Source organism: Rhodococcus ruber (assembly GCF_027270735.1).
Lineage (GTDB): Bacteria > Actinomycetota > Actinomycetes > Mycobacteriales > Mycobacteriaceae > Rhodococcoides > Rhodococcoides rubrum_A.
In genome coordinates this window covers 278,802-295,909 of record NZ_JAPWIJ010000003.1, presented here as the reverse complement: position 1 = coordinate 295,909, position 17,108 = coordinate 278,802, and the positions used below count along the sequence as shown (strand labels likewise).

At 64.5% G+C, this 17,108-nt stretch carries 16 protein-coding genes and 1 riboswitch; of the genes, 10 read left to right on the top strand and 6 right to left on the bottom strand.

Going from position 1 to position 17,108, the window contains the following annotated elements; all coding sequences use genetic code 11:
- Window positions 1-6 precede the first annotated feature (6 nt).
- The gene (locus O4220_RS08565) at window positions 7-894 is read right to left on the bottom strand and encodes a LuxR family transcriptional regulator (protein ID WP_269603204.1); all 888 of its coding nucleotides are present in this window, start codon (window positions 892-894) and stop codon (window positions 7-9) included.
- Window positions 895-1,031: 137 nt separating this feature from the next.
- Here O4220_RS08565 and map point away from each other — a divergent pair, with 137 nt between their 5' ends.
- Together map and O4220_RS08555 are read left to right on the top strand one after the other, a co-directional pair.
- Window positions 1,032-1,907, top strand: a complete 876-nt coding sequence (map, locus tag O4220_RS08560) for a type I methionyl aminopeptidase (RefSeq protein ID WP_269603203.1) — start codon at window positions 1,032-1,034, stop codon at window positions 1,905-1,907.
- 78 nt (window positions 1,908-1,985) lie between these two features.
- Window positions 1,986-3,515 (top strand): cobyric acid synthase, encoded by a 1,530-nt coding sequence (locus O4220_RS08555; RefSeq protein ID WP_269603611.1) that lies wholly within the window; start codon window positions 1,986-1,988, stop codon window positions 3,513-3,515.
- On the opposite strand, the gene O4220_RS08550 is transcribed toward O4220_RS08555, so the two are convergent.
- The 3 genes from O4220_RS08550 to O4220_RS08540 all read right to left on the bottom strand — a co-directional run bounded on the left by O4220_RS08550 (window position 3,499) and on the right by O4220_RS08540 (window position 5,473).
- On the bottom strand, window positions 3,499-4,128 hold the full coding sequence (locus O4220_RS08550; RefSeq protein WP_269603202.1) for an ABC transporter permease: 630 nt from the start codon (window positions 4,126-4,128) through the stop codon (window positions 3,499-3,501). The genes O4220_RS08555 and O4220_RS08550 overlap by 17 nt on opposite strands.
- A gap of 62 nt (window positions 4,129-4,190) precedes the next feature.
- A complete protein-coding gene (locus tag O4220_RS08545) occupies window positions 4,191-5,114 on the bottom strand; it encodes an ABC transporter ATP-binding protein (protein WP_269603201.1) in 924 nt (307 codons plus the stop codon).
- Window positions 5,111-5,473 carry a GntR family transcriptional regulator gene (locus O4220_RS08540; RefSeq protein WP_269603608.1) on the bottom strand — a complete coding sequence of 121 codons (363 nt, stop codon included), beginning with the start codon at window positions 5,471-5,473 and terminating at the stop codon, window positions 5,111-5,113. Before O4220_RS08540 ends, O4220_RS08545 begins: the two co-directional genes overlap by 4 nt.
- A 106-nt stretch (window positions 5,474-5,579) precedes the next feature.
- Between O4220_RS08540 and O4220_RS08535 the strand changes: the two genes are divergently transcribed.
- Window positions 5,580-6,146, top strand: coding sequence for an alpha/beta fold hydrolase (locus O4220_RS08535; protein WP_269603200.1), 567 nt, complete (start codon window positions 5,580-5,582; stop codon window positions 6,144-6,146).
- A gap of 6 nt (window positions 6,147-6,152) precedes the next feature.
- On the opposite strand, the gene mtr is transcribed toward O4220_RS08535, so the two are convergent.
- Both mtr and O4220_RS08525 read right to left on the bottom strand, forming a co-directional pair.
- On the bottom strand, window positions 6,153-7,538 hold the full coding sequence (gene mtr, locus O4220_RS08530) for a mycothione reductase (RefSeq protein ID WP_269603199.1): 1,386 nt from the start codon (window positions 7,536-7,538) through the stop codon (window positions 6,153-6,155).
- On the bottom strand, window positions 7,535-8,575 hold the full coding sequence (locus tag O4220_RS08525) for an alpha/beta hydrolase (RefSeq protein ID WP_269603198.1): 1,041 nt from the start codon (window positions 8,573-8,575) through the stop codon (window positions 7,535-7,537). Before O4220_RS08525 ends, mtr begins: the two co-directional genes overlap by 4 nt.
- Before the next feature lie 175 nt (window positions 8,576-8,750).
- Here O4220_RS08525 and mqo point away from each other — a divergent pair, with 175 nt between their 5' ends.
- The 7 genes from mqo to O4220_RS08490 all read left to right on the top strand — a co-directional run bounded on the left by mqo (window position 8,751) and on the right by O4220_RS08490 (window position 17,099).
- Window positions 8,751-10,271: a malate dehydrogenase (quinone) gene (gene mqo, locus O4220_RS08520; RefSeq protein ID WP_269603197.1), complete on the top strand. Its 1,521-nt coding sequence runs from the start codon at window positions 8,751-8,753 to the stop codon at window positions 10,269-10,271.
- A gap of 11 nt (window positions 10,272-10,282) precedes the next feature.
- Entirely contained in the window at window positions 10,283-10,759 is a 477-nt protein-coding gene (locus O4220_RS08515) for a GNAT family N-acetyltransferase (protein WP_032377066.1), read from the top strand.
- A gap of 84 nt (window positions 10,760-10,843) precedes the next feature.
- Window positions 10,844-10,995: riboswitch (cobalamin riboswitch) on the top strand.
- 40 nt (window positions 10,996-11,035) lie between these two features.
- Window positions 11,036-12,985: a magnesium chelatase subunit D family protein gene (locus tag O4220_RS08510; RefSeq protein ID WP_269603606.1), complete on the top strand. Its 1,950-nt coding sequence runs from the start codon at window positions 11,036-11,038 to the stop codon at window positions 12,983-12,985.
- 10 nt (window positions 12,986-12,995) lie between these two features.
- On the top strand, window positions 12,996-13,616 hold the full coding sequence (gene cobO, locus O4220_RS08505) for a cob(I)yrinic acid a,c-diamide adenosyltransferase (protein WP_269603196.1): 621 nt from the start codon (window positions 12,996-12,998) through the stop codon (window positions 13,614-13,616).
- Window positions 13,610-15,004 carry a cobyrinate a,c-diamide synthase gene (locus O4220_RS08500; RefSeq protein ID WP_269603195.1) on the top strand — a complete coding sequence of 465 codons (1,395 nt, stop codon included), beginning with the start codon at window positions 13,610-13,612 and terminating at the stop codon, window positions 15,002-15,004. Before cobO ends, O4220_RS08500 begins: the two co-directional genes overlap by 7 nt.
- A gap of 12 nt (window positions 15,005-15,016) precedes the next feature.
- Window positions 15,017-15,394 (top strand): cobalamin biosynthesis protein, encoded by a 378-nt coding sequence (locus O4220_RS08495; protein WP_269603194.1) that lies wholly within the window; start codon window positions 15,017-15,019, stop codon window positions 15,392-15,394.
- A 37-nt stretch (window positions 15,395-15,431) separates the two neighbouring features.
- On the top strand, window positions 15,432-17,099 hold the full coding sequence (locus tag O4220_RS08490; RefSeq protein ID WP_269603193.1) for an alkaline phosphatase D family protein: 1,668 nt from the start codon (window positions 15,432-15,434) through the stop codon (window positions 17,097-17,099).
- Window positions 17,100-17,108 lie beyond the last annotated feature (9 nt).

Genomic DNA, 17,108 nt, shown 5'->3' with positions numbered 1-17,108 from the left:
GGCAGATCAGGAAGTCACGATGCCCAGCCGGCGGCACGCCACCACGGCCTCGTATCGGGTGTGCGACTCGGTCTTTCGCATCACGCTCCGCAAGTACGACTTGACCGTTTCGGCACCGATCGACAGGCGCTGTGCAACCTCGATGTTGGTGCAGCCCAACGCAACCTGTGAGATGACGTCGATTTCACGCGGTGTCAGCAGGAGGGGCGACTGCGGAACGGTGCCGTCCACATGCATTTCGGCGGACGGCACTGCCTGGCCGAGGGTCGCTGCCATGCGCGCAGTGACCAGATCGAGTCTGCGGCGGATCTTCTCGTCACCCACGGAGCGAGCCAGATCGGCAAGCTCCACGTGAACGCTGCGCAGTTCGGCGGCCCGCGAGAGGTCCGAATCGAGAATCGAGCGGGTAGTGGCCAGGAGCCGAACCCTGCGGTCGACCTCGTCGCGAACGGCGATCTCCTGCCCGAGGCGTCGTGCGGCTGCCGTCATGATGTCGCCCACTCGATCGCCCAGCGGGCCACGCTCGCGTACCGCGGCATACATCACTATCCGAGCGACTCCCGCCACCACCACGGGCATCGCGAGAATCGACTTGAGGCCTTCGCCGAGCACCGGTCGATCGAAGTGATGGGTGATCGAGGCAGAGGATCCGTAGTCGCTCACGGCTGCCGGTTTACGCTGCTCCATGACGCGTCCACCGAGACCCGACCGAGGTGGGATGGCGAGTCCGTCGAGGCCGCGGGTACGGGTGCCCTGGAACTCGCTCAGATACAGAGTCTCCGAGGAGACTTCGCCGCCGAACACGACGGGCACATCCGACGTTGCCGCCACCTGGCGTAGTTCGGCGCGCAGGGCGTCGCCGTCACGAGGGCGGAGCAGATTCGAGTGGACCACGGTGCTTCCCTTCCTCGGGTCGGCAATCGGTGACAAACGTGACCCAGATCATATCCGCTCGTCGGAACGATGATTCGATTGCCCGGGCATCCGTGCGCTGGGCGGAGCGTCGGTACGAGGCCGACTACTCTGGGCTCATGTCTGTGACCGCCGAGAGCAAGCCCCGTCAGCCACTCGTACCAGGCGTCGTATCGCCCGTCCTCGCGGTGCCCAAGTCGATCGAGCGGCCCGAGTACGCGTGGAAGTCGACCGTCGCCGAGGGCAGCGAACCGTGGGTGCAGACTCCCGAGGTCATCGAGAAGATGCGGGTGGCATCGAAGATTGCGGCCAGGGCTCTCCAGGAAGCGGGCCGGGCGGTGGCACCGGGAGTGACGACCGACGAGCTCGACCGCATCGCTCACGAGTACATGATCGATCACGGCGCGTACCCGTCCACGTTGGGCTACAAGGGTTTTCCGAAGTCGTGCTGCACCTCGCTCAACGAGGTCATCTGCCACGGCATTCCCGACTCGACGGTGATCGAGGACGGCGACATCGTCAACATCGACATCACCGCTTTCATCGACGGTGTTCACGGCGATACCAACGCAACCTTCTTGGCCGGCAACGTCTCCGAGGAAGCCCGCCTGCTCGTCGAGCGCACGCACGAGGCCACTATGCGAGCCATCAAGGCTGTCAAGCCGGGTCGCGCACTGAACGTCGTGGGCCGCGTCATCGAGTCGTACGCTCATCGGTTCGGGTACGGAGTGGTCGAGGATTTCACCGGACACGGCATCGGTACCACCTTCCACAACGGCCTCGTCGTTCTGCACTACGACCAGCCGTCGGTGGACACCGTCATCGAGCCGGGAATGACCTTCACGATCGAACCGATGATCAACCTGGGCACGATCAACGCCGAAATGTGGGACGACGGCTGGACGGTGGTCACGCACGACAAGAAGTGGACCGCCCAGTTCGAGCACACCCTCGTGGTCACCGAGACGGGCAGCGAGATTCTGACTCTGCCGTGAGCGGAGCCTGCGGAGTGAACAGAAAAACCCTGCCGTGAGCGGAGCCTGCGGAGTGAACAGAAAACCAATGCCGTGAGTCTGAAAGGTGCCCTGCTGGTTGCGGGGACGACGTCGGATGCGGGCAAGAGTGTGTTGGTTGCCGGTCTGTGTCGCATGCTGGCGAGACGGGGCGTGCGGGTGGCTCCGTTCAAGGCGCAGAACATGTCCAACAATTCTGTGGTCACGCTCGACGGCGGTGAGATCGGTCGGGCGCAGGCGATGCAGGCGGCGGCCTGCGGCCTGGAGCCGAGTGTCCGGTTCAATCCGGTGTTGCTCAAACCCGGTAGCGACCGGACCTCGCAGTTGGTGGTACGCGGGCGTGCGGTGGCGCAGGTGAGTGCGAGCAACTACATCGAGCATCGCACAGCGCTGCGGGCGGTCGTGGCCGACGAATTGGCTTCTTTGCGTGCGGAATTCGACGTGGTGATCTGTGAGGGAGCGGGTTCGCCCGCCGAGATCAATCTGCGCGCGACCGATCTGGCCAATATGGGACTGGCGACGGCGGCCTCGCTTCCGGTGATCGTGGTGGGCGACATCGACCGCGGGGGAGTGCTCGCCCACCTGTTCGGCACCGTTGCCGTTCTGTCTCCGGAAGATCAGGCGCTCGTCGCGGGGTTCGTGATCAACAAGTTTCGAGGCGATCCGGCACTGTTGGCACCTGGTCTCGACCAGTTGCGGGCACTGACCGGGCGGCCGACGTACGGAGTCGTCCCGTTCGCGGACGGATTGTGGTTGGACGCGGAGGATTCACTGGGAACAGTTGCCGATGCTCCGGTGGGCAGGCCGCGTCCTCCCGTCGGATCCCAGTGGCTACGTGTTGCGGCGGTGCGGTTGCCGAGAATTTCCAATACGACCGATGTCGAGGCTCTGGCGTGCGAGCCCGGCGTGTCGGTGCACTGGGTCACCGAGCCGTCTCGCCTCGAGGATGCGGATCTGGTGGTCGTCCCGGGCAGTAAGTCCACGGTGTCGGATCTGGAGTGGTTGCGGCGCACCGGTCTTGCCCGTGCCATTTCCGAGCGCGCCGCGGCTGGTCGGCCTGTTCTGGGTGTCTGCGGCGGCTATCAGATGCTCGGCCGAAGGATCTGGGACGCGGTGGAGTCGGGTGTCGGTGTGGTCGAGGGGCTCGGTCTGCTCGATCTCGATATCGAGTTCGCAGCCGACAAGGTACTCGCGCAGGTGTCGGGTCTGGCAGAGCGGTTCGGTGCACATTCGGTGTCCGGGTACGAGATTCATCACGGACGGGTTGTTCGTAGCGGGGACGATGCATTGCTGACTGCGTCTTCGGGCGTTCGCGAGGGCAGTGTGCGCGGCAGTGTCGTGGGAACCCACTGGCACGGTCTTCTCGAGTCCGACGACTTTCGGCGCGCGTTCGTGACCTGGGTGGCGGCGACGTCGGGTCGCGAAGGATTTCTGGTGGCCCCCGCTACGTCGGTCGCGGCACTGCGGGAGCAGCAGTTGGACCTGCTGGCCGATCTGGTGGAAGACAACCTGGACGTCGACGCCGTACTCGATCTCATCGAGCACGGCGTCGATCGTGAATCGAACAGGATTGTCACGCAGTTGCTTTGAGCAGTCCGACCCAGCTGGCGGCCGACAACACGGCGGTGACGATCAAGGGAATGACGACCAGCAGAAGAATTCGCGGCGTGTCGGTGAAGAAGCTCCCGACGTTGGGCCACCAGTTCTGCCAGGTCACGAGAATCGATCCCCCGCCGAAGAGTACGAGCGCACCGAGTCCGAGGGTGAACAATCCGTTGGTGCGGAACCGTCGATATACGACGCCGATGAATGCACCGATGCCGCCGAGGAGCAGCATGACGGTAACGAGTGCGGTCCACTGCACCAACGGATTGTCGGTTGCGTACCGAGCGATGCCGAACATTCTCAGTTTCAGGCCGAATCCATCCGTGGCTGCTTCGATCAAGGACAGCACGTAGATGATCGTGCCGAATGCAATCGACTGGCACACTCCTACCAGCGCTGTGGCGGTGAGGAATTCGCGTCGGGTGACGCTCAGACCCAGGGCATAGGGAAAGCACTGAGTGATCGCGGTGATGTAGAACGCCATCGCGAATCCATAGATCGAGAAGACGCTACCGGTGAAGTTGTATTCGGAGTCTGTGGTCGGGATGACCAGAAATATGCCGAAGGTGATCACGAAGGCGATGGCAAGAACCGCCATTGGCCACACGAAAGTCGTTGCCCAGGAGGTATTGTGGATTCTAGCGATATTCAGTATTCGTTTCATGACACTGTCTCCTCGGTGTCCGCGGTGGTGCGGTCGATGATCAACTGCTGCAACGGAACTGCTTCGATGGTGAGGCCTGCTGCTGCACCGTCCGATCTCTGGCTGTCGGTGAGTCGGCCGTCGATCGTTGCCCGCGCGCTCGCGCCGAGGGTGGTTCGGTGCAGAGTTCGGTGTCCCGAGGTGAACGAGTCGACCGCCTTGGCGGGACCGGTGATTTCGAATGCGCTCTCGCGCAGGGTATCCGAGTCGGCGTCGAGCACGATCCTGCCCTTGTCGATGAGGATCACGTGTTCGATCAGATCGCTGACCTCGTCGATGAGATGAGTGGACAGAACGACGGTCCGGGGGTGCTCGGCGTAGTCGGCCAGCAATCTGTCGTAGAACAGGTGTCGCGAGACCGCGTCCAGTCCCAAGTAGGGCTCGTCGAAAAAGGTCAGTGGTGCACGCGACGCGAGTCCGATGACGATTCCGAGAGCCGACGTCATTCCTCGCGAGAGCTTCTTGATCTTGCGGCCGAGGGGCAGGTCGAAGTCGCGCACCAACTCTGCGGCAAAGTCACCGTCCCAGTGCGGAAGGATATTCGACGCATGCGAAACGGCGTGCTCGACCTTCAGGTCGTCAGGATATTTTTGGCTTTCCTTGACGAAGCACATGTGACTCTGTGCGACCGGGTTTTCCCACGGAGATTGTCCGAATATCGAGACCTCGCCGGCGCTCTGACGCATCTGCGCGGTCATCATCTGCATGACGGTGGTCTTACCCGCGCCGTTGCGGCCCAGAAAGCCGTAGATCTTGTTGCGTTCGATCTCGAAACTTACGTCGTCGACCGCTGTGAACGAGCCGAAATTCTTGGTCAGGTGAGTGGCCGACGCGGCTATGGCGCCGGGTTCGCCGATCGAGCCGAGAGTGTGGACGCTCATCGTGCTGCCTCCCAGTTGTCGAGCATGGTCTTGAGTTCGTCCACGGTCATGCCGAGCTTGCGTGCCTCGGTGACCAGCGGATCGATGTACTGACGTGCAAAGTGGTCGCGGCGTCGGAATCGGAGAGCGTCCCGAGCCCCTGTGGTGACGAACATGCCGATTCCTCGCTTCTTGTATACGACGCCGTCGGCGACGAGTTTGGCGAGCCCTTTGCCCGCGGTGGCCGGATTGATTCGATGGAACGCGGCGAGCTCGTTCGTCGAAGGGACCTGCTCTTCCTCGGCCAACGATCCGTCGATGATGGAGTTCTCGACGAGCTCGGCGATCTGCAAGAAGATCGGCCTGCCCTCGTCCATCAGAACCGCCGCCGGTGCGTGGAGGTTGCTTGCCTCACTGGTTCATTACTCATGTAACTAACCATAGAACCGATGCGGAGCATGCGCAAGAGGCAGTACCGTCGTCGTCATGGAGTTCACGCATGTGAGTGCTGCGGGCGGGCAATGTTCGGTGCGAGTTGCGGGCCCCGACAGCCGGCACGCTGTCCTGTTGCTTCCCGACGCAGGTGATCCGGTGGATGTGTACGACGCAGTCAGTGAACGGCTGCACAACTCGGATCTGAAAACCGTTGCGCTGGAAAGCATCGACGGCGTCACCGACGACGCGATCCTGGCTGTTCTCGACGAGCTGAAGCTCTCGTGGGTGCACCTCGTCGGCAGCGGCGCGGGCGCAGAACCTGCGTGGACGCTGGCCGCGAAAACCTTCGGACGGTTCGCCAGCCTGATCGCGGTGAACCGTTGCCACCCCGCCATCGCGGACGATCAGGGCACCGTCCGCGCCGCAGATTGCCCCCCGGTCGAGCTACCGACGACACTGGTCGTCGGGTCCTCGTTGGGCCGCGCATCCGCCGACGCGAGCGGTCGGTTCGTCTACTCGGATTTCCGAGTGGTCCAGCTCGACGGGGCGCGCAACATCCCCGCCGACGCGTCGGCCGAGCTGGCTACCGAGATCGTGCTTCGTACCAGCCCCTGGTGACCGGAGCTACAGGTCGAGCCCCAGCAGGGCGTTCTCGACAACCTCGGGCAGTCCTGGGTGAATCCAGTACTGGCCACGAGCCATGTCCTGGGCAGAGAGCCCGAAGCTCATGGCCTGGATGAGGGGTTGGATCAGAGTGGGGGCCTGTGCGCCGATGATGTGGGCCCCGAGAATCTTGCCGGTGCCCTTCTCGGCGATGATCTTGCACAGACCTTCGCTGTCCTCCATCGCCCAGCCGTAGGCGACGTCGCCATAGCTCTGCACTTTGACCGTGATGTCCAACCCCGCGTCGCGGGCCTGTTCTTCGGTCATGCCCACCTCGGCGATCTGCGGATCGGTGAACACCGCCGCAGGAACGAACCGATGGTCGTACTCCCGGAGTGCCGAGGTGTCGCCGTGCCACGCATCCTGCAGCAGGTTGTACTGAACGACCCGAGCTTCCTGGTTGGCCACGTGCTTGAGCTGGTAGGGCGACGAGACGTCGCCGAGCGCGAACACTCCCTCGGCCGTGGTGCGGCCGAATTCGTCCACCACGATGCGGCCTTCGTCATCGAGCTCGATGCCGGCCGCGCCCAGATCGAGTCTGTCTCCGTTCGGTTCCCGGCCCACGGCGACGAGGAACGCGTCGCCCAGGACCTTGGTGCCGTCGGCCAGTTCGACGCCGTGCAGCGTGCCCTCGGTCACAGCACGGGTTTCACCGGCGTCGAGATGGACGTCCCACTTGGCGCGCGCCAGTTCGGTGAAACGCTTGGAGATATCGGCGTCGAGCGCGCGCAGCAGACCGTCCTTCCTGGCGACGATCGAGACCTTGGAACCGAGCGCTGAGAACACGTGCGCGAATTCTGCTGCGATATAACCGGATCCGAGAATCACCAGATGCTCGGGAAGCTCCGGCAGCCGCATCACGTCACTGTTGGTGTGATAGGCGACGCCCGAATCGGCAATGGCCTGGGGCACTGTCGGGCGTGATCCGGCCGCGATGACGACCTGGTCGGCGGTGATGACGGTGCCGGTGCCGGTGTCGATCGTGCGGGGGCCGACGAACGTCGCGTGTCCCTCGAACAATGTGACGTTGGGGCTGCCCTCGGCGCGGTATCGCTTACCGCCCTCGGAGATGGGGTCGATCCGTCCGAAGACGCGGTCGACGATGTCGCGCCAGCGCACCGCATCGACGTGGGCGTCGACTCCGTACTTCGCGGAGTCTCGAACCGTCCGAGCGACTTCGGCTGCATAGACGAACATCTTGGTGGGGATGCACCCGACGTTGAGGCACGTGCCACCGAACGTGGAATTCTCCTCGAGCAGAGCGATCTTCTTGTTGTCGAAGCGCGAATCCGCGATCGAGTTCCCCGATCCGGAGCCGATGATCGCGATGTCGAAATGCTCGGTCATGAAATGTGCCCGCTCTCACTGTGGTCCTTGCCCGACGCATGGTCGGTGCTTTCTCCTCGGTGCAACCACTCGAGCCATTCGTCCATTTCCTCGAATGCCCGTACTCGTGGGCCTTCCGTGGACAGAAACACGTCGTGGCGGGCTCCCTCGATGGGCACGATCGTCGTACGGTCGCCCAGGCAACCGGCCCAGCGCGCGATCTGGCGAACGTCCAGAACGGCATCCGCGACGTCGACGGCCGAGCTGTAACGGCGGGAGAAATGCGTCACCTTCGACCGAAGAATCAGCGAGGGAATGCCGATGTCGAGGCCCCGGTGCAACTCGGCATGTCCGTGGCGGACAGCGCGAATCCACCCGAAGGTGATGGGAAAGCCTGCGAGCGGTTTCCAGTCGAGGTCGTAGTCCCATTCGCCGTTCTCCGACGCAGCGAGCGACAGGCCGTACGTGTCGAGCCCACTACCGGGGACCTGCGTCTTGGACCGGAATCGGCCGATGACGTCGATCGCTGCGGTGCCGACACTGCGAATGGCCGGTGGGCCCTGCAGGTCGAACCACGGGCTGTTGAGGACGACTCCCGCCAGGCCCATCCCGGCCGACCCGCCTTCCTGACGGTTGAGGCGGTTCAGCCACAGCGGGAGAACGAGGCCGCCCGTGGAGTGCGCCATCAGCAGCACCGAGGCGTCGCCGCGCTCGGCGCGAACCAGGCTCAGAGCTTCGTTCAACTCGGCGTCGTACATCGCCAGATCGGTCACGAAATGCGCAGTCTGGCCCTCGCGGCGCGAACGCCCGCACTTACGCAGGTCGAGGGCGTAGAACGCGTATCCCTTCGCCGCGAAGTGCTCGGCGATGTGCCGCTGGAAGAAGTAGTCGGTGAAACCGTGAACGTAGATCACCGCGCGGTCGAAGTTCGAGGCACCGGACGGTTGATACCGCACCAGCGTGGCCTCGACCTGCCCCTCTCCGTCGGGATCGTCACCGAGTGGAATGGTCGTCTGTTCGTAGCCGTCGCCGAGGACGTCGGGCACCCAGGTAGTCACAGATCACAACTGTAGTGGGCGCCGTGAGCGGCGTCCGAGGAGCACAATCGAGAGCGGGTTGACGTGGTGTCCGATGGGGTAGGCCCAGCTAGTAACCTGACCGCATCGGGTGAATAGCCCTCTACAGCAGAGTTCTCCGGTCGAGACCTCCACAGACAAGGAAGTCGATTCTCCAGTGTCCAAAGAAGAGCAGGGTAAGCGGATCAAGACCGACGTCGTTCTGGTCGGTGCCGGAATCATGAGCGCCACCCTCGGTGCGCTGCTCCGTCAGCTCGAGCCGAACTGGTCGATCGACGTCTACGAGCGCCTCGACGCGGCGGCGGCGGAGAGCAGCGACGCGTGGAACAACGCGGGTACCGGCCACTCGGCACTGTGCGAGTTGAACTACACGCCGCAGAACAAGGACGGCAGTGTCGATATCTCCAAGGCGCTCAACGTCAACGAGCAGTTCCAGGTCTCGCGGCAGTTCTGGGCCCACGGTATCGAGACCGGCGTGCTCTCCGACGCCAAGAATTTCATCAACCCCATTCCGCACGTGAGCTTCGTGCACGGGGCCGACAACGCGAAGTACCTGCGTGCGCGGTACGAGGCGCTCGTCGGTAACCCGCTGTTCGCCGGAATGGAATTCATCGATTCCAAGGACGAGTTCTCGGCGCGACTGCCGTTGATGGCCGAGGGCCGCGACTTCTCCGATCCGGTGGCGCTGAACTGGAGCCAGGAGGGCACCGACGTCGACTTCGGCGCGCTCACCAAGCAGCTCCTCAACTACCTGTCGGCGGCGGGTGGAACCGTTCACTTCGGCCATGATGTGCGCAACATCACCAAGCAGTCCGACGGCACCTGGGACGTGAAGGTCGCCAACCAGCGCACGGGTGCGAAGAAGACCGTCAACGCCAAGTTCGTGTTCGTCGGCGCAGGCGGCGGCGCACTGCACCTGCTGCAGAAGTCCGGTATCGCGGAGATCAAGGGATTCGGCGGCTTCCCGGTCAGCGGCGAGTGGCTGCGGTGCACCAACCCCGAACTGATCGAGCAGCATTCGGCCAAGGTGTACGGCAAGGCCTCGGTGGGCGCTCCTCCCATGTCCGTGCCGCACCTCGACACCCGGGTGATCAACGGTGAGCAGGGTCTGCTGTTCGGCCCGTACGCCGGTTGGTCCCCCAAGTTCCTCAAGCAGGGCAAGATCACCGACCTGCCCGGCTCGGTCAAGCCCGGCAACCTGATGTCGATGCTCGGCGTCGGTGTGACGGAGCTCGGGCTCGTCAAGTACCTGGTCAGCGAGCTGGCCCAGTCGCAGGCCGATCGGGTGGAGACCCTGCGCGAGTTCGCCCCCTCGGTTGTCGGTAAGGACTGGGAACTCGTCACGGCAGGTCAGCGAGTGCAGGTCATCCGTAAGAAGGGTCGCGGCGGCGTGCTCGAGTTCGGCACCGCTGTGGTCAACGCTGCGGACGGCACGATCGCCGGATTGCTCGGTGCCTCGCCCGGTGCATCCACCGCCGTCCCGGCAATGCTGGACGTGCTGCAGCGGTGCTTCGGCGACAAGTACGACGCGTGGCAGCCCAAGCTCAAGGAAATGGTCCCGTCGCTGGGGGTCAAGCTGGCCCAGAACAGCTCGCTGTTCGACGAGGTCTGGGCCTGGACCTCGAAGACACTGGAGCTGGAAAACTCGCGTGAGCTCGCACAGCCCACGGGTGTGTGATAGCAAAAGGTATGAATACGCAAGCAGCAGCTCTCAAACGATCATGGGCACTAGACCTGTCCAACAACACGTTGTACGACCTGTTGAAGCTGCGTGTCGAGGTGTTCGTGGTCGAGCAGGCCTGTGCTTATCCGGAGTTGGACGGGCGTGACCTGCTGACCGAGACACGACACTTCTGGCTCGAACGAGACGGCGAGGTGGTCTGCACTCTCCGTCTGCTCGAGGAGCACGACGACGGGGAGAAGGCGTTCCGCATCGGTCGCCTCTGCACCCAGCGCTCAGCCCGAGGGCAGGGCCACACCACGCGGATCCTGCGGGCAGCGCTGGCCGAGGTCGGCTCCGCGCCGTGTCGCATCAATGCTCAGAGCTACCTCGTCGACATGTACGCCAAGCACGGCTTCCTGCCCGACGGTGAGGAAGTTCTCGAGGACGGTATTCCGCACACCCCGATGCGTCGGGGCGGCGGCACCGCATGGAGCGAGGCCTGACCTTCCGCAGTACTCGATAATCGGTGAGGTCGTTCCGCAGGCTCCACTCCCGGAACGAATGCCACACACGGACCTACCGTGTGTGGCATTCGTTCGTTCGGCGGTAGTGTTCCGTTCGAAGTCGGTTGCGGAGAAGTCCTGTACGAATCAGGCGCGGTCCCGCCACTGTGTTCAGGAGTTTCTTCGCTCGAGCAGATACTCCTGTCAGCCAGATCGCCGCCCGGCTTCGCGTTTTTCTACCGAACGCCCGGCGCGGAACTCCGGGCACGAAGGGACATAGCTGTGCAGCAAGGTGGAAGTGTTCCCGAACCGGGATATCCGTTCAGTGCGATCGTCGGTCAGGACCAACTGCGCCTGTCGTTGATTCTGTGCGCCGTGCATCCCGGTATCGGCGGTGTGCTGGTCCGCGGCGAGAAGGGCACCGCCAAATCGACGGTGGTGCGTGCGCTCGCGACGCTGCTGCCGGCAGTGACCGACGAGAACGGATCGCGTCCGGCAAAGCTCGTCGAGCTTCCGGTGGGAGCCACCGAGGATCGAGTGGTCGGGTCCATCGACCTCGAGAAGGTCCTGCGTGACGGTGAACGCGCCTTCCAGCCCGGCCTGCTCGCAGCTGCGCACCGCGGCGTTCTCTACGTCGACGAAGTGAATCTGCTGCACGATCATCTGGTCGACGTATTGCTCGACGCGGCCGCGATGGGCCGCGTACATGTCGAGCGTGACGGTGTATCACATTCGCACCCAGCACAATTCGTCTTGGTCGGCACGATGAACCCCGAGGAGGGTGAGCTGCGACCGCAGCTGCTCGACCGGTTCGGTCTCGCAGTGGACGTGACGGCATCGCGCGATGTGGATGTTCGGATGAACGTCGTCCGCCGCCGGATGAACTACGAGCGCGATCCGCACGCGTTCGCCGCCCAATTTCGCGACGACGACATCGCGGTGGCCGAGCAGATTCTGGCCGCCCGGAAGATCCTCGACGACGTGGAGTTGAGCGACAAGGAGCTTCGGCGCATCGCGGCCCTCTGCGCGTCCTTCGACGTCGACGGGATGCGCGCCGATCTGGTGTTGGCTCGCACTGCGTCCGCCCACGCCGCGTGGCGGGGTGCGAGCGAGGTGGCAGAGGAAGACGTGCGGGTCGCCGCGGAACTGGCACTACCGCATCGGCGTCGACGCGATCCGTTCGACGAGCCGGGCATCGACGACAAGCAGCTGGACGACGCCATGCGCGACGCAGCGGAACAGGCCGAGCAGCAGCCGGATTCGGATCCCGATCCTGACCCGACCCCCGACGGTGGTGGGGGAGCGCCATCACCCGAGGATGCCGACGGGGCCGAGCGTTCGGAGTCTTCCCCGTCGTCGCCCGACAACGAGACCTCGGGCACGCCTGAGCCACAGCCTTCGGGAGCGGGCAAGAACAAGCAGGCAGGAGCTCCGGGTGCGCAGTTCAAGGCTCGACTGCTCGAGGTTCCCGGAGTGGGAGAAGGCGCGCCGGGTCGACGCTCGAGGTCACGCTCCTCACACGGACGGTCGGTACGGCCCACAATCGAGCGAGGCACAGGTCTGCATCTGATCGGCACGTTGTTCGCCGCCGCCGAGCAGCAGGTCGTCCGCGGTCGCACGTCAGGCCGGTTGAAGCTCGAGGCTGCGGATCTGCGGGGCGCGATCAAGGAGGGGCGCGAGGGCAACTTGATCGTCTTCATCGTCGATGCCTCGGGATCGATGGCTGCACGAGATCGACTCTCCGCGGTGACCGGTGCGGTGCTGTCGCTGTTGCGCGATGCGTATCAACGCCGTGACAAGGTCGCCGTCATCACCGTGCGCGGCAAGGAAGCCGAGACGGTATTGCCGCCGACGTCATCGGTGGATGTCGCCGTGACGCGGTTACGCAACATGAAGACCGGTGGTCGGTCTCCGTTGGCACAGGGATTTCTGACGGCCCGAGATCTGGTTCTGCGAGAACGCGTTCGGGACCCGCTGCGCCGCGCATTGGTGGTTGCGTTGACCGACGGCCGAGCGACCGGAGGCACCGACCCCGTCGGCCGCGCGCGCATTGCCGCAGCCCGAATCGCGGCGGACAAGATCGCCTCGGTCGTCGTCGACTGCGAAGCGGGAATGGTCCGTCTCGGCCTGGCCGCCGATTTCGCGGCCCGTCTCGGTGGTGGCTACGTGGCGCTGGAGGATCTGTCGGCCGAGCAGGTCACCGCCGTCGTCCGCGCAGCGGCGTAGGGGGCGCGCGATGCCTCAGGGTGTACCCGCTCCCGGCACAGTTCCGCAGGACGGACTCACGACGCGTCAGCGCCGAAATCTGCCCGTCCTTGCCGTCCATACCGGTCCGGGCAAAGGGAAATCGACCGCTGCGTTCGGAATGGCGTTGCGGGCGTGGAACCAGGGGTTCGACGTCGGAGTGTTCCAATTCGTCAAGAGTGCCAAGTGGAAAGTCGGCGAGGAAGCGGCGTTTCGGACTCTCGGCGATCTGCACGAGAGCACCGGTGTCGGCGGAGCCGTCGAGTGGCACAAGATGGGCGAGGGCTGGTCGTGGACTCGCAAGAAGGGCAGCGACGTCGACCACGCCGAGGCAGCGGCAGAGGGCTGGCGGGAGATCGCCCGTCGGATCGAGCAGGAGTCGCACCGCTTCTACGTCCTGGACGAGTTCACCTACCCGCTCAAGTGGGGTTGGGTCGATGTTGCGGAGGTGGTCGAGGTTCTGACCCATCGACCGGGCAACCAGCATGTTGTCGTCACCGGACGGGATGCGCCCCGTGAGCTGATCGAGGCCGCGGATCTCGTCACCGAGATGGCCAAGGTCAAGCATCCGATGGATGCCGGGCGCAAGGGGCAGCGAGGCATCGAATGGTGAATCCGTCGTGCCCCGCCGTGGTGATTGCGGCCCCCGCGTCGGGCAGCGGAAAGACGACGGTTGCCACCGGGCTGATGGGTGCCCTTCGTGCTGCCGGCCGAAAGGTCGCACCGTTCAAGGTGGGTCCGGATTACATCGACCCCGGCTATCACGGTCTGGCGGCCGGGCTGCCCGGCCGCAACCTCGATGCGGTCATGGTGGGTGCCGATCGAATCGGGCCTCTCTTTCGGCACGGCAGCCGGGGCTGCGACATCGCGGTCGTCGAAGGCGTCATGGGACTGTTCGACGGCAAGATCGACATGACCGGCCCCGGGGAGGCGTCCGCCGAGGGATCGACCGCACGGGTGGCGGCGATGCTCGGTGCCCCGGTGATTCTCGTGGTCGATGCCCGCGGCCACAGTCAGTCGCTCGCGGCTGTGCTGCACGGGTTCTCGACGTTCGACCCCAGCGTCCGCATAGGCGGTGTGATCCTCAACCGGGTCGGCAGCGAACGCCACGAGGACGTGTTGCGTCAAGCGTGCGAGCGGGTGGGTGTGCCGGTGCTCGGCGCGTTGCCGAGGATGAGCGAATTGGTTGTGCCGTCACGACATCTGGGCCTGATCACCGCCGTCGAACACGGTGGAGCCGCCACCGATGCGGTCGACGCGATGAGCGCACTGGTGGCGCAGTTCGTCGATGTGGAGGCAGTGAGCGCCTTGGCTCGCTCGGCGATTCTCGCGCCCGAGTGGGATCCGGTCGACGAGGTTCGTAGGTCCGAAGGATCGCCGGTCGTCGCGGTGGCAGGTGGTCCCGCATTCACCTTCGGCTACACCGAGCATGTAGAACTTCTGCGTGCTGCCGGGGCCGACGTCGCTGTGTTCGACCCATTACGCGACGGATTGCCCACCGGTACAGCAGCAGTCGTGCTGCCCGGCGGATTCCCGGAGGAACATGCTGCCGCGCTGGCAGCGAACGAACTGTTGCTTGCCGACATCAGGACGGCCGCGGCCCGGGGTTTGCCCGTTCACGCAGAATGCGCCGGATTGCTCTATCTAGCGACGCAATTGGACGGTCATGCAATGGCGGGCGTCGTCGATGTCGACGCGGAATTCGGGAACACGCTCACTCTCGGGTATCGCGACGCGGTGGCCCTCGAAGCGTCGCCTCTGTTCGACGCGGGAACCCGTGTCACCGGCCACGAGTTCCATCGCACGAAGCTCGTCGCAGTGCGCGAGGCCGCCCCGGCGGCCTGGGGTTGGCATCGACAGCGACCGGACGGCAGAACCGCCGCTCGCGAAGGCTTCGTCCGCGGCGGAGTGCACGCGTCCTACCTGCACACGCACGCGGCGGGTAATCCCGAGTCCATCTCACGATTCGTCTCCGCCGCAGTCGATTACGCGCGCGTCTAGGGATTGTCGACAATGCGGGTCGTGGTCGGAATCGGTGCCCGAGCGGGTGTCGATGCGGCCGAAATCGTACGCGCGATCGCGGCTGTACTGCGGCCGGATTGGCGGGTCGAGGCCATCGCCTCGATCGACAGGAAAGCGGATCTGGTGGCGGCGGTGGCGTCGAGCATGGGGGTTCGGGGGTTGACCTATTCTGCCCAGGAACTCTCGGCGGTGCCGACTCCGTGCGCGTCGCAACGGGTGTTCGACGCAGTCGGAAGTGCCAGCGTGGCGGAAGCCGCGGCGCTCCTGGCCGGCCCGGCGCAGCGGCTGGTGATCCCTCGATCGGTACGCGGGGCAACGGTCGTAGCGGTCGCTCCGGTGGCCGACGTACCTGCGAATGTCCGTTACTGACTGGCGAAAGCCGGCCGGCGCGGGCAATGTGGATCCAATGACTTCCGACAGCCTTGTCCTGCTCGGCCCGATCGTCCGGTACGTCGGCACCGAGACTGCGACCCTGTGGTTCGAGATGGCCGAAGCGTCGACCGTGACGGTCGTCACCGATGCCGGCGTTCGCGCGGCAGAACGCACGTGGGGTGTGCACGGCCACCACTACGCGTTGGTTCCACTCGAAGGCCTGCCCGCCAACTCCGCGGTGTACTACGAGGTGTTCGTCGATGAGCGCAAGGTCTGGCCGCGTGAAGGCCACACTGCTGCCATCCACACTGTCGACGCCCAGGGGCCCGTCACATTGGCGTTCGGATCGTGTCGACGAGGCGACAACTACAGCGAGGAATCTCTGAAACAGATCGGAGCCGACGCGTTGGCCGGGCTGGGCAACGCGCTGATCGAAGAGGATCCGAGTCGGTGGCCGCAGGCATTGCTGCTCCTCGGTGATCAGGTCTACGCCGACGACCCGTCGCCGGAAATCGTCGAACGGCTGCAGGCGCGGCGGCAGTCGGGGGAGGGGCCGACAAGCGCGGTCGGTACCGACGCGGAGAACGAAATCTGCGACTTCGAGGAATACTCCTGGCTGTATCGGGAGTCGTGGGGACTGGAGCCGGTACGGACCCTGATGGCGAGCATCCCGTCGTGCATGATCCTGGACGACCACGATCTGCGTGACGACTGGAATTCGTCCGCGTCCTGGCGTCGGGACATCGAAACTCGGCCGTGGTGGAACGATCGCGTGATCGGCGCGTACTCGTCGTACTGGGTGTACCAACACCTCGGCAATCTGTCGCCGAAGGAATTGGCGCAGGACGAGATGTACGCGGCGGTCCGGTCCGCTGCCAGTGACGCGGATCGCGAGAAGTTGTTGGCCGACTTTGCATTACGAATCGACCGCAATCCCGAGACGGGGCGCTGGAGCTTCTACCGCGATTTCGGGGACACGCGTCTGATCATGATCGATTCGCGGTGCTCGCGAAATCTGGATCCGAACAACCGAGAGATGGTGGACGAGAAGGAGTGGGCGTGGGTACGGGAGCGCGCGCTCGAAGCCACTCCGCGACACCTGCTGTTCGGTTCTTCGCTGCCCTATCTGATGCTGCCCGCTCTGCACTACTTGGAACAGTGGAACGAGGCTGTGGCGCAGGGGAGTTGGGGTTCCATGCCGGCCAAGGTGGCAGAGAAGATGCGAATCGGGCTCGACCTCGAACACTGGGCTGCCTTCACCAATTCGTTCAACGACATGGCGGCGCTGACGCGTGAGCTCTCCCGCGGCGAGAACAAGCCTGCCTCCATCATGTGGCTGTCCGGCGACGTGCACTGCTCCTATGTGGCGAACGCGGACTTCGGGGTCGGTGGGCAAGATGTGCCTGCCACCTATCAACTCACCATGTCTCCGTTCCGCAATCCGCTCGATCTCCCGATCCGCGCGGTCAACAAGCTGGCCATCAAACGTCCAGCAGCTCGGATCCTGTCGAAACTCGCTCGAGCTGCGCACGTGGGCCCGTCCGGTGTCGAATGGGAAGCAGAGGCGGGACCGTGGTTCGACAACGGCGTCATGTTGCTGACCTTGCACGGTGATTCGGCGCGATTGCAGGTGCGCCATGCTCACGTCGACGATGCCGGTGAGCAGGTGCTGACCGAGACGTCGACCCTGGCCCTCGCCTAGGGAAGACAC

What these genes read in the sequence shown, in the direction of transcription:
- O4220_RS08495 (WP_269603194.1), top strand. Translation starts at nt 15,017, where the DNA reads ATGCGGGTCGTGGTCGGAATCGGTGCCCGAGCGGGTGTCGATGCGGCC.
- mtr (WP_269603199.1), bottom strand. Translation starts at nt 7,538, where the DNA reads ATGACCGAGCATTTCGACATCGCGATCATCGGCTCCGGATCGGGGAAC.
- O4220_RS08535 (WP_269603200.1), top strand. Translation starts at nt 5,580, where the DNA reads ATGGAGTTCACGCATGTGAGTGCTGCGGGCGGGCAATGTTCGGTGCGA.
- O4220_RS08550 (WP_269603202.1), bottom strand. Translation starts at nt 4,128, where the DNA reads ATGGCGGTTCTTGCCATCGCCTTCGTGATCACCTTCGGCATATTTCTG.
- O4220_RS08515 (WP_032377066.1), top strand. Translation starts at nt 10,283, where the DNA reads ATGAATACGCAAGCAGCAGCTCTCAAACGATCATGGGCACTAGACCTG.
- cobO (WP_269603196.1), top strand. Translation starts at nt 12,996, where the DNA reads ATGCCTCAGGGTGTACCCGCTCCCGGCACAGTTCCGCAGGACGGACTC.
- O4220_RS08500 (WP_269603195.1), top strand. Translation starts at nt 13,610, where the DNA reads ATGGTGAATCCGTCGTGCCCCGCCGTGGTGATTGCGGCCCCCGCGTCG.
- O4220_RS08490 (WP_269603193.1), top strand. Translation starts at nt 15,432, where the DNA reads ATGACTTCCGACAGCCTTGTCCTGCTCGGCCCGATCGTCCGGTACGTC.
- map (WP_269603203.1), top strand. Translation starts at nt 1,032, where the DNA reads ATGTCTGTGACCGCCGAGAGCAAGCCCCGTCAGCCACTCGTACCAGGC.
- O4220_RS08545 (WP_269603201.1), bottom strand. Translation starts at nt 5,114, where the DNA reads ATGAGCGTCCACACTCTCGGCTCGATCGGCGAACCCGGCGCCATAGCC.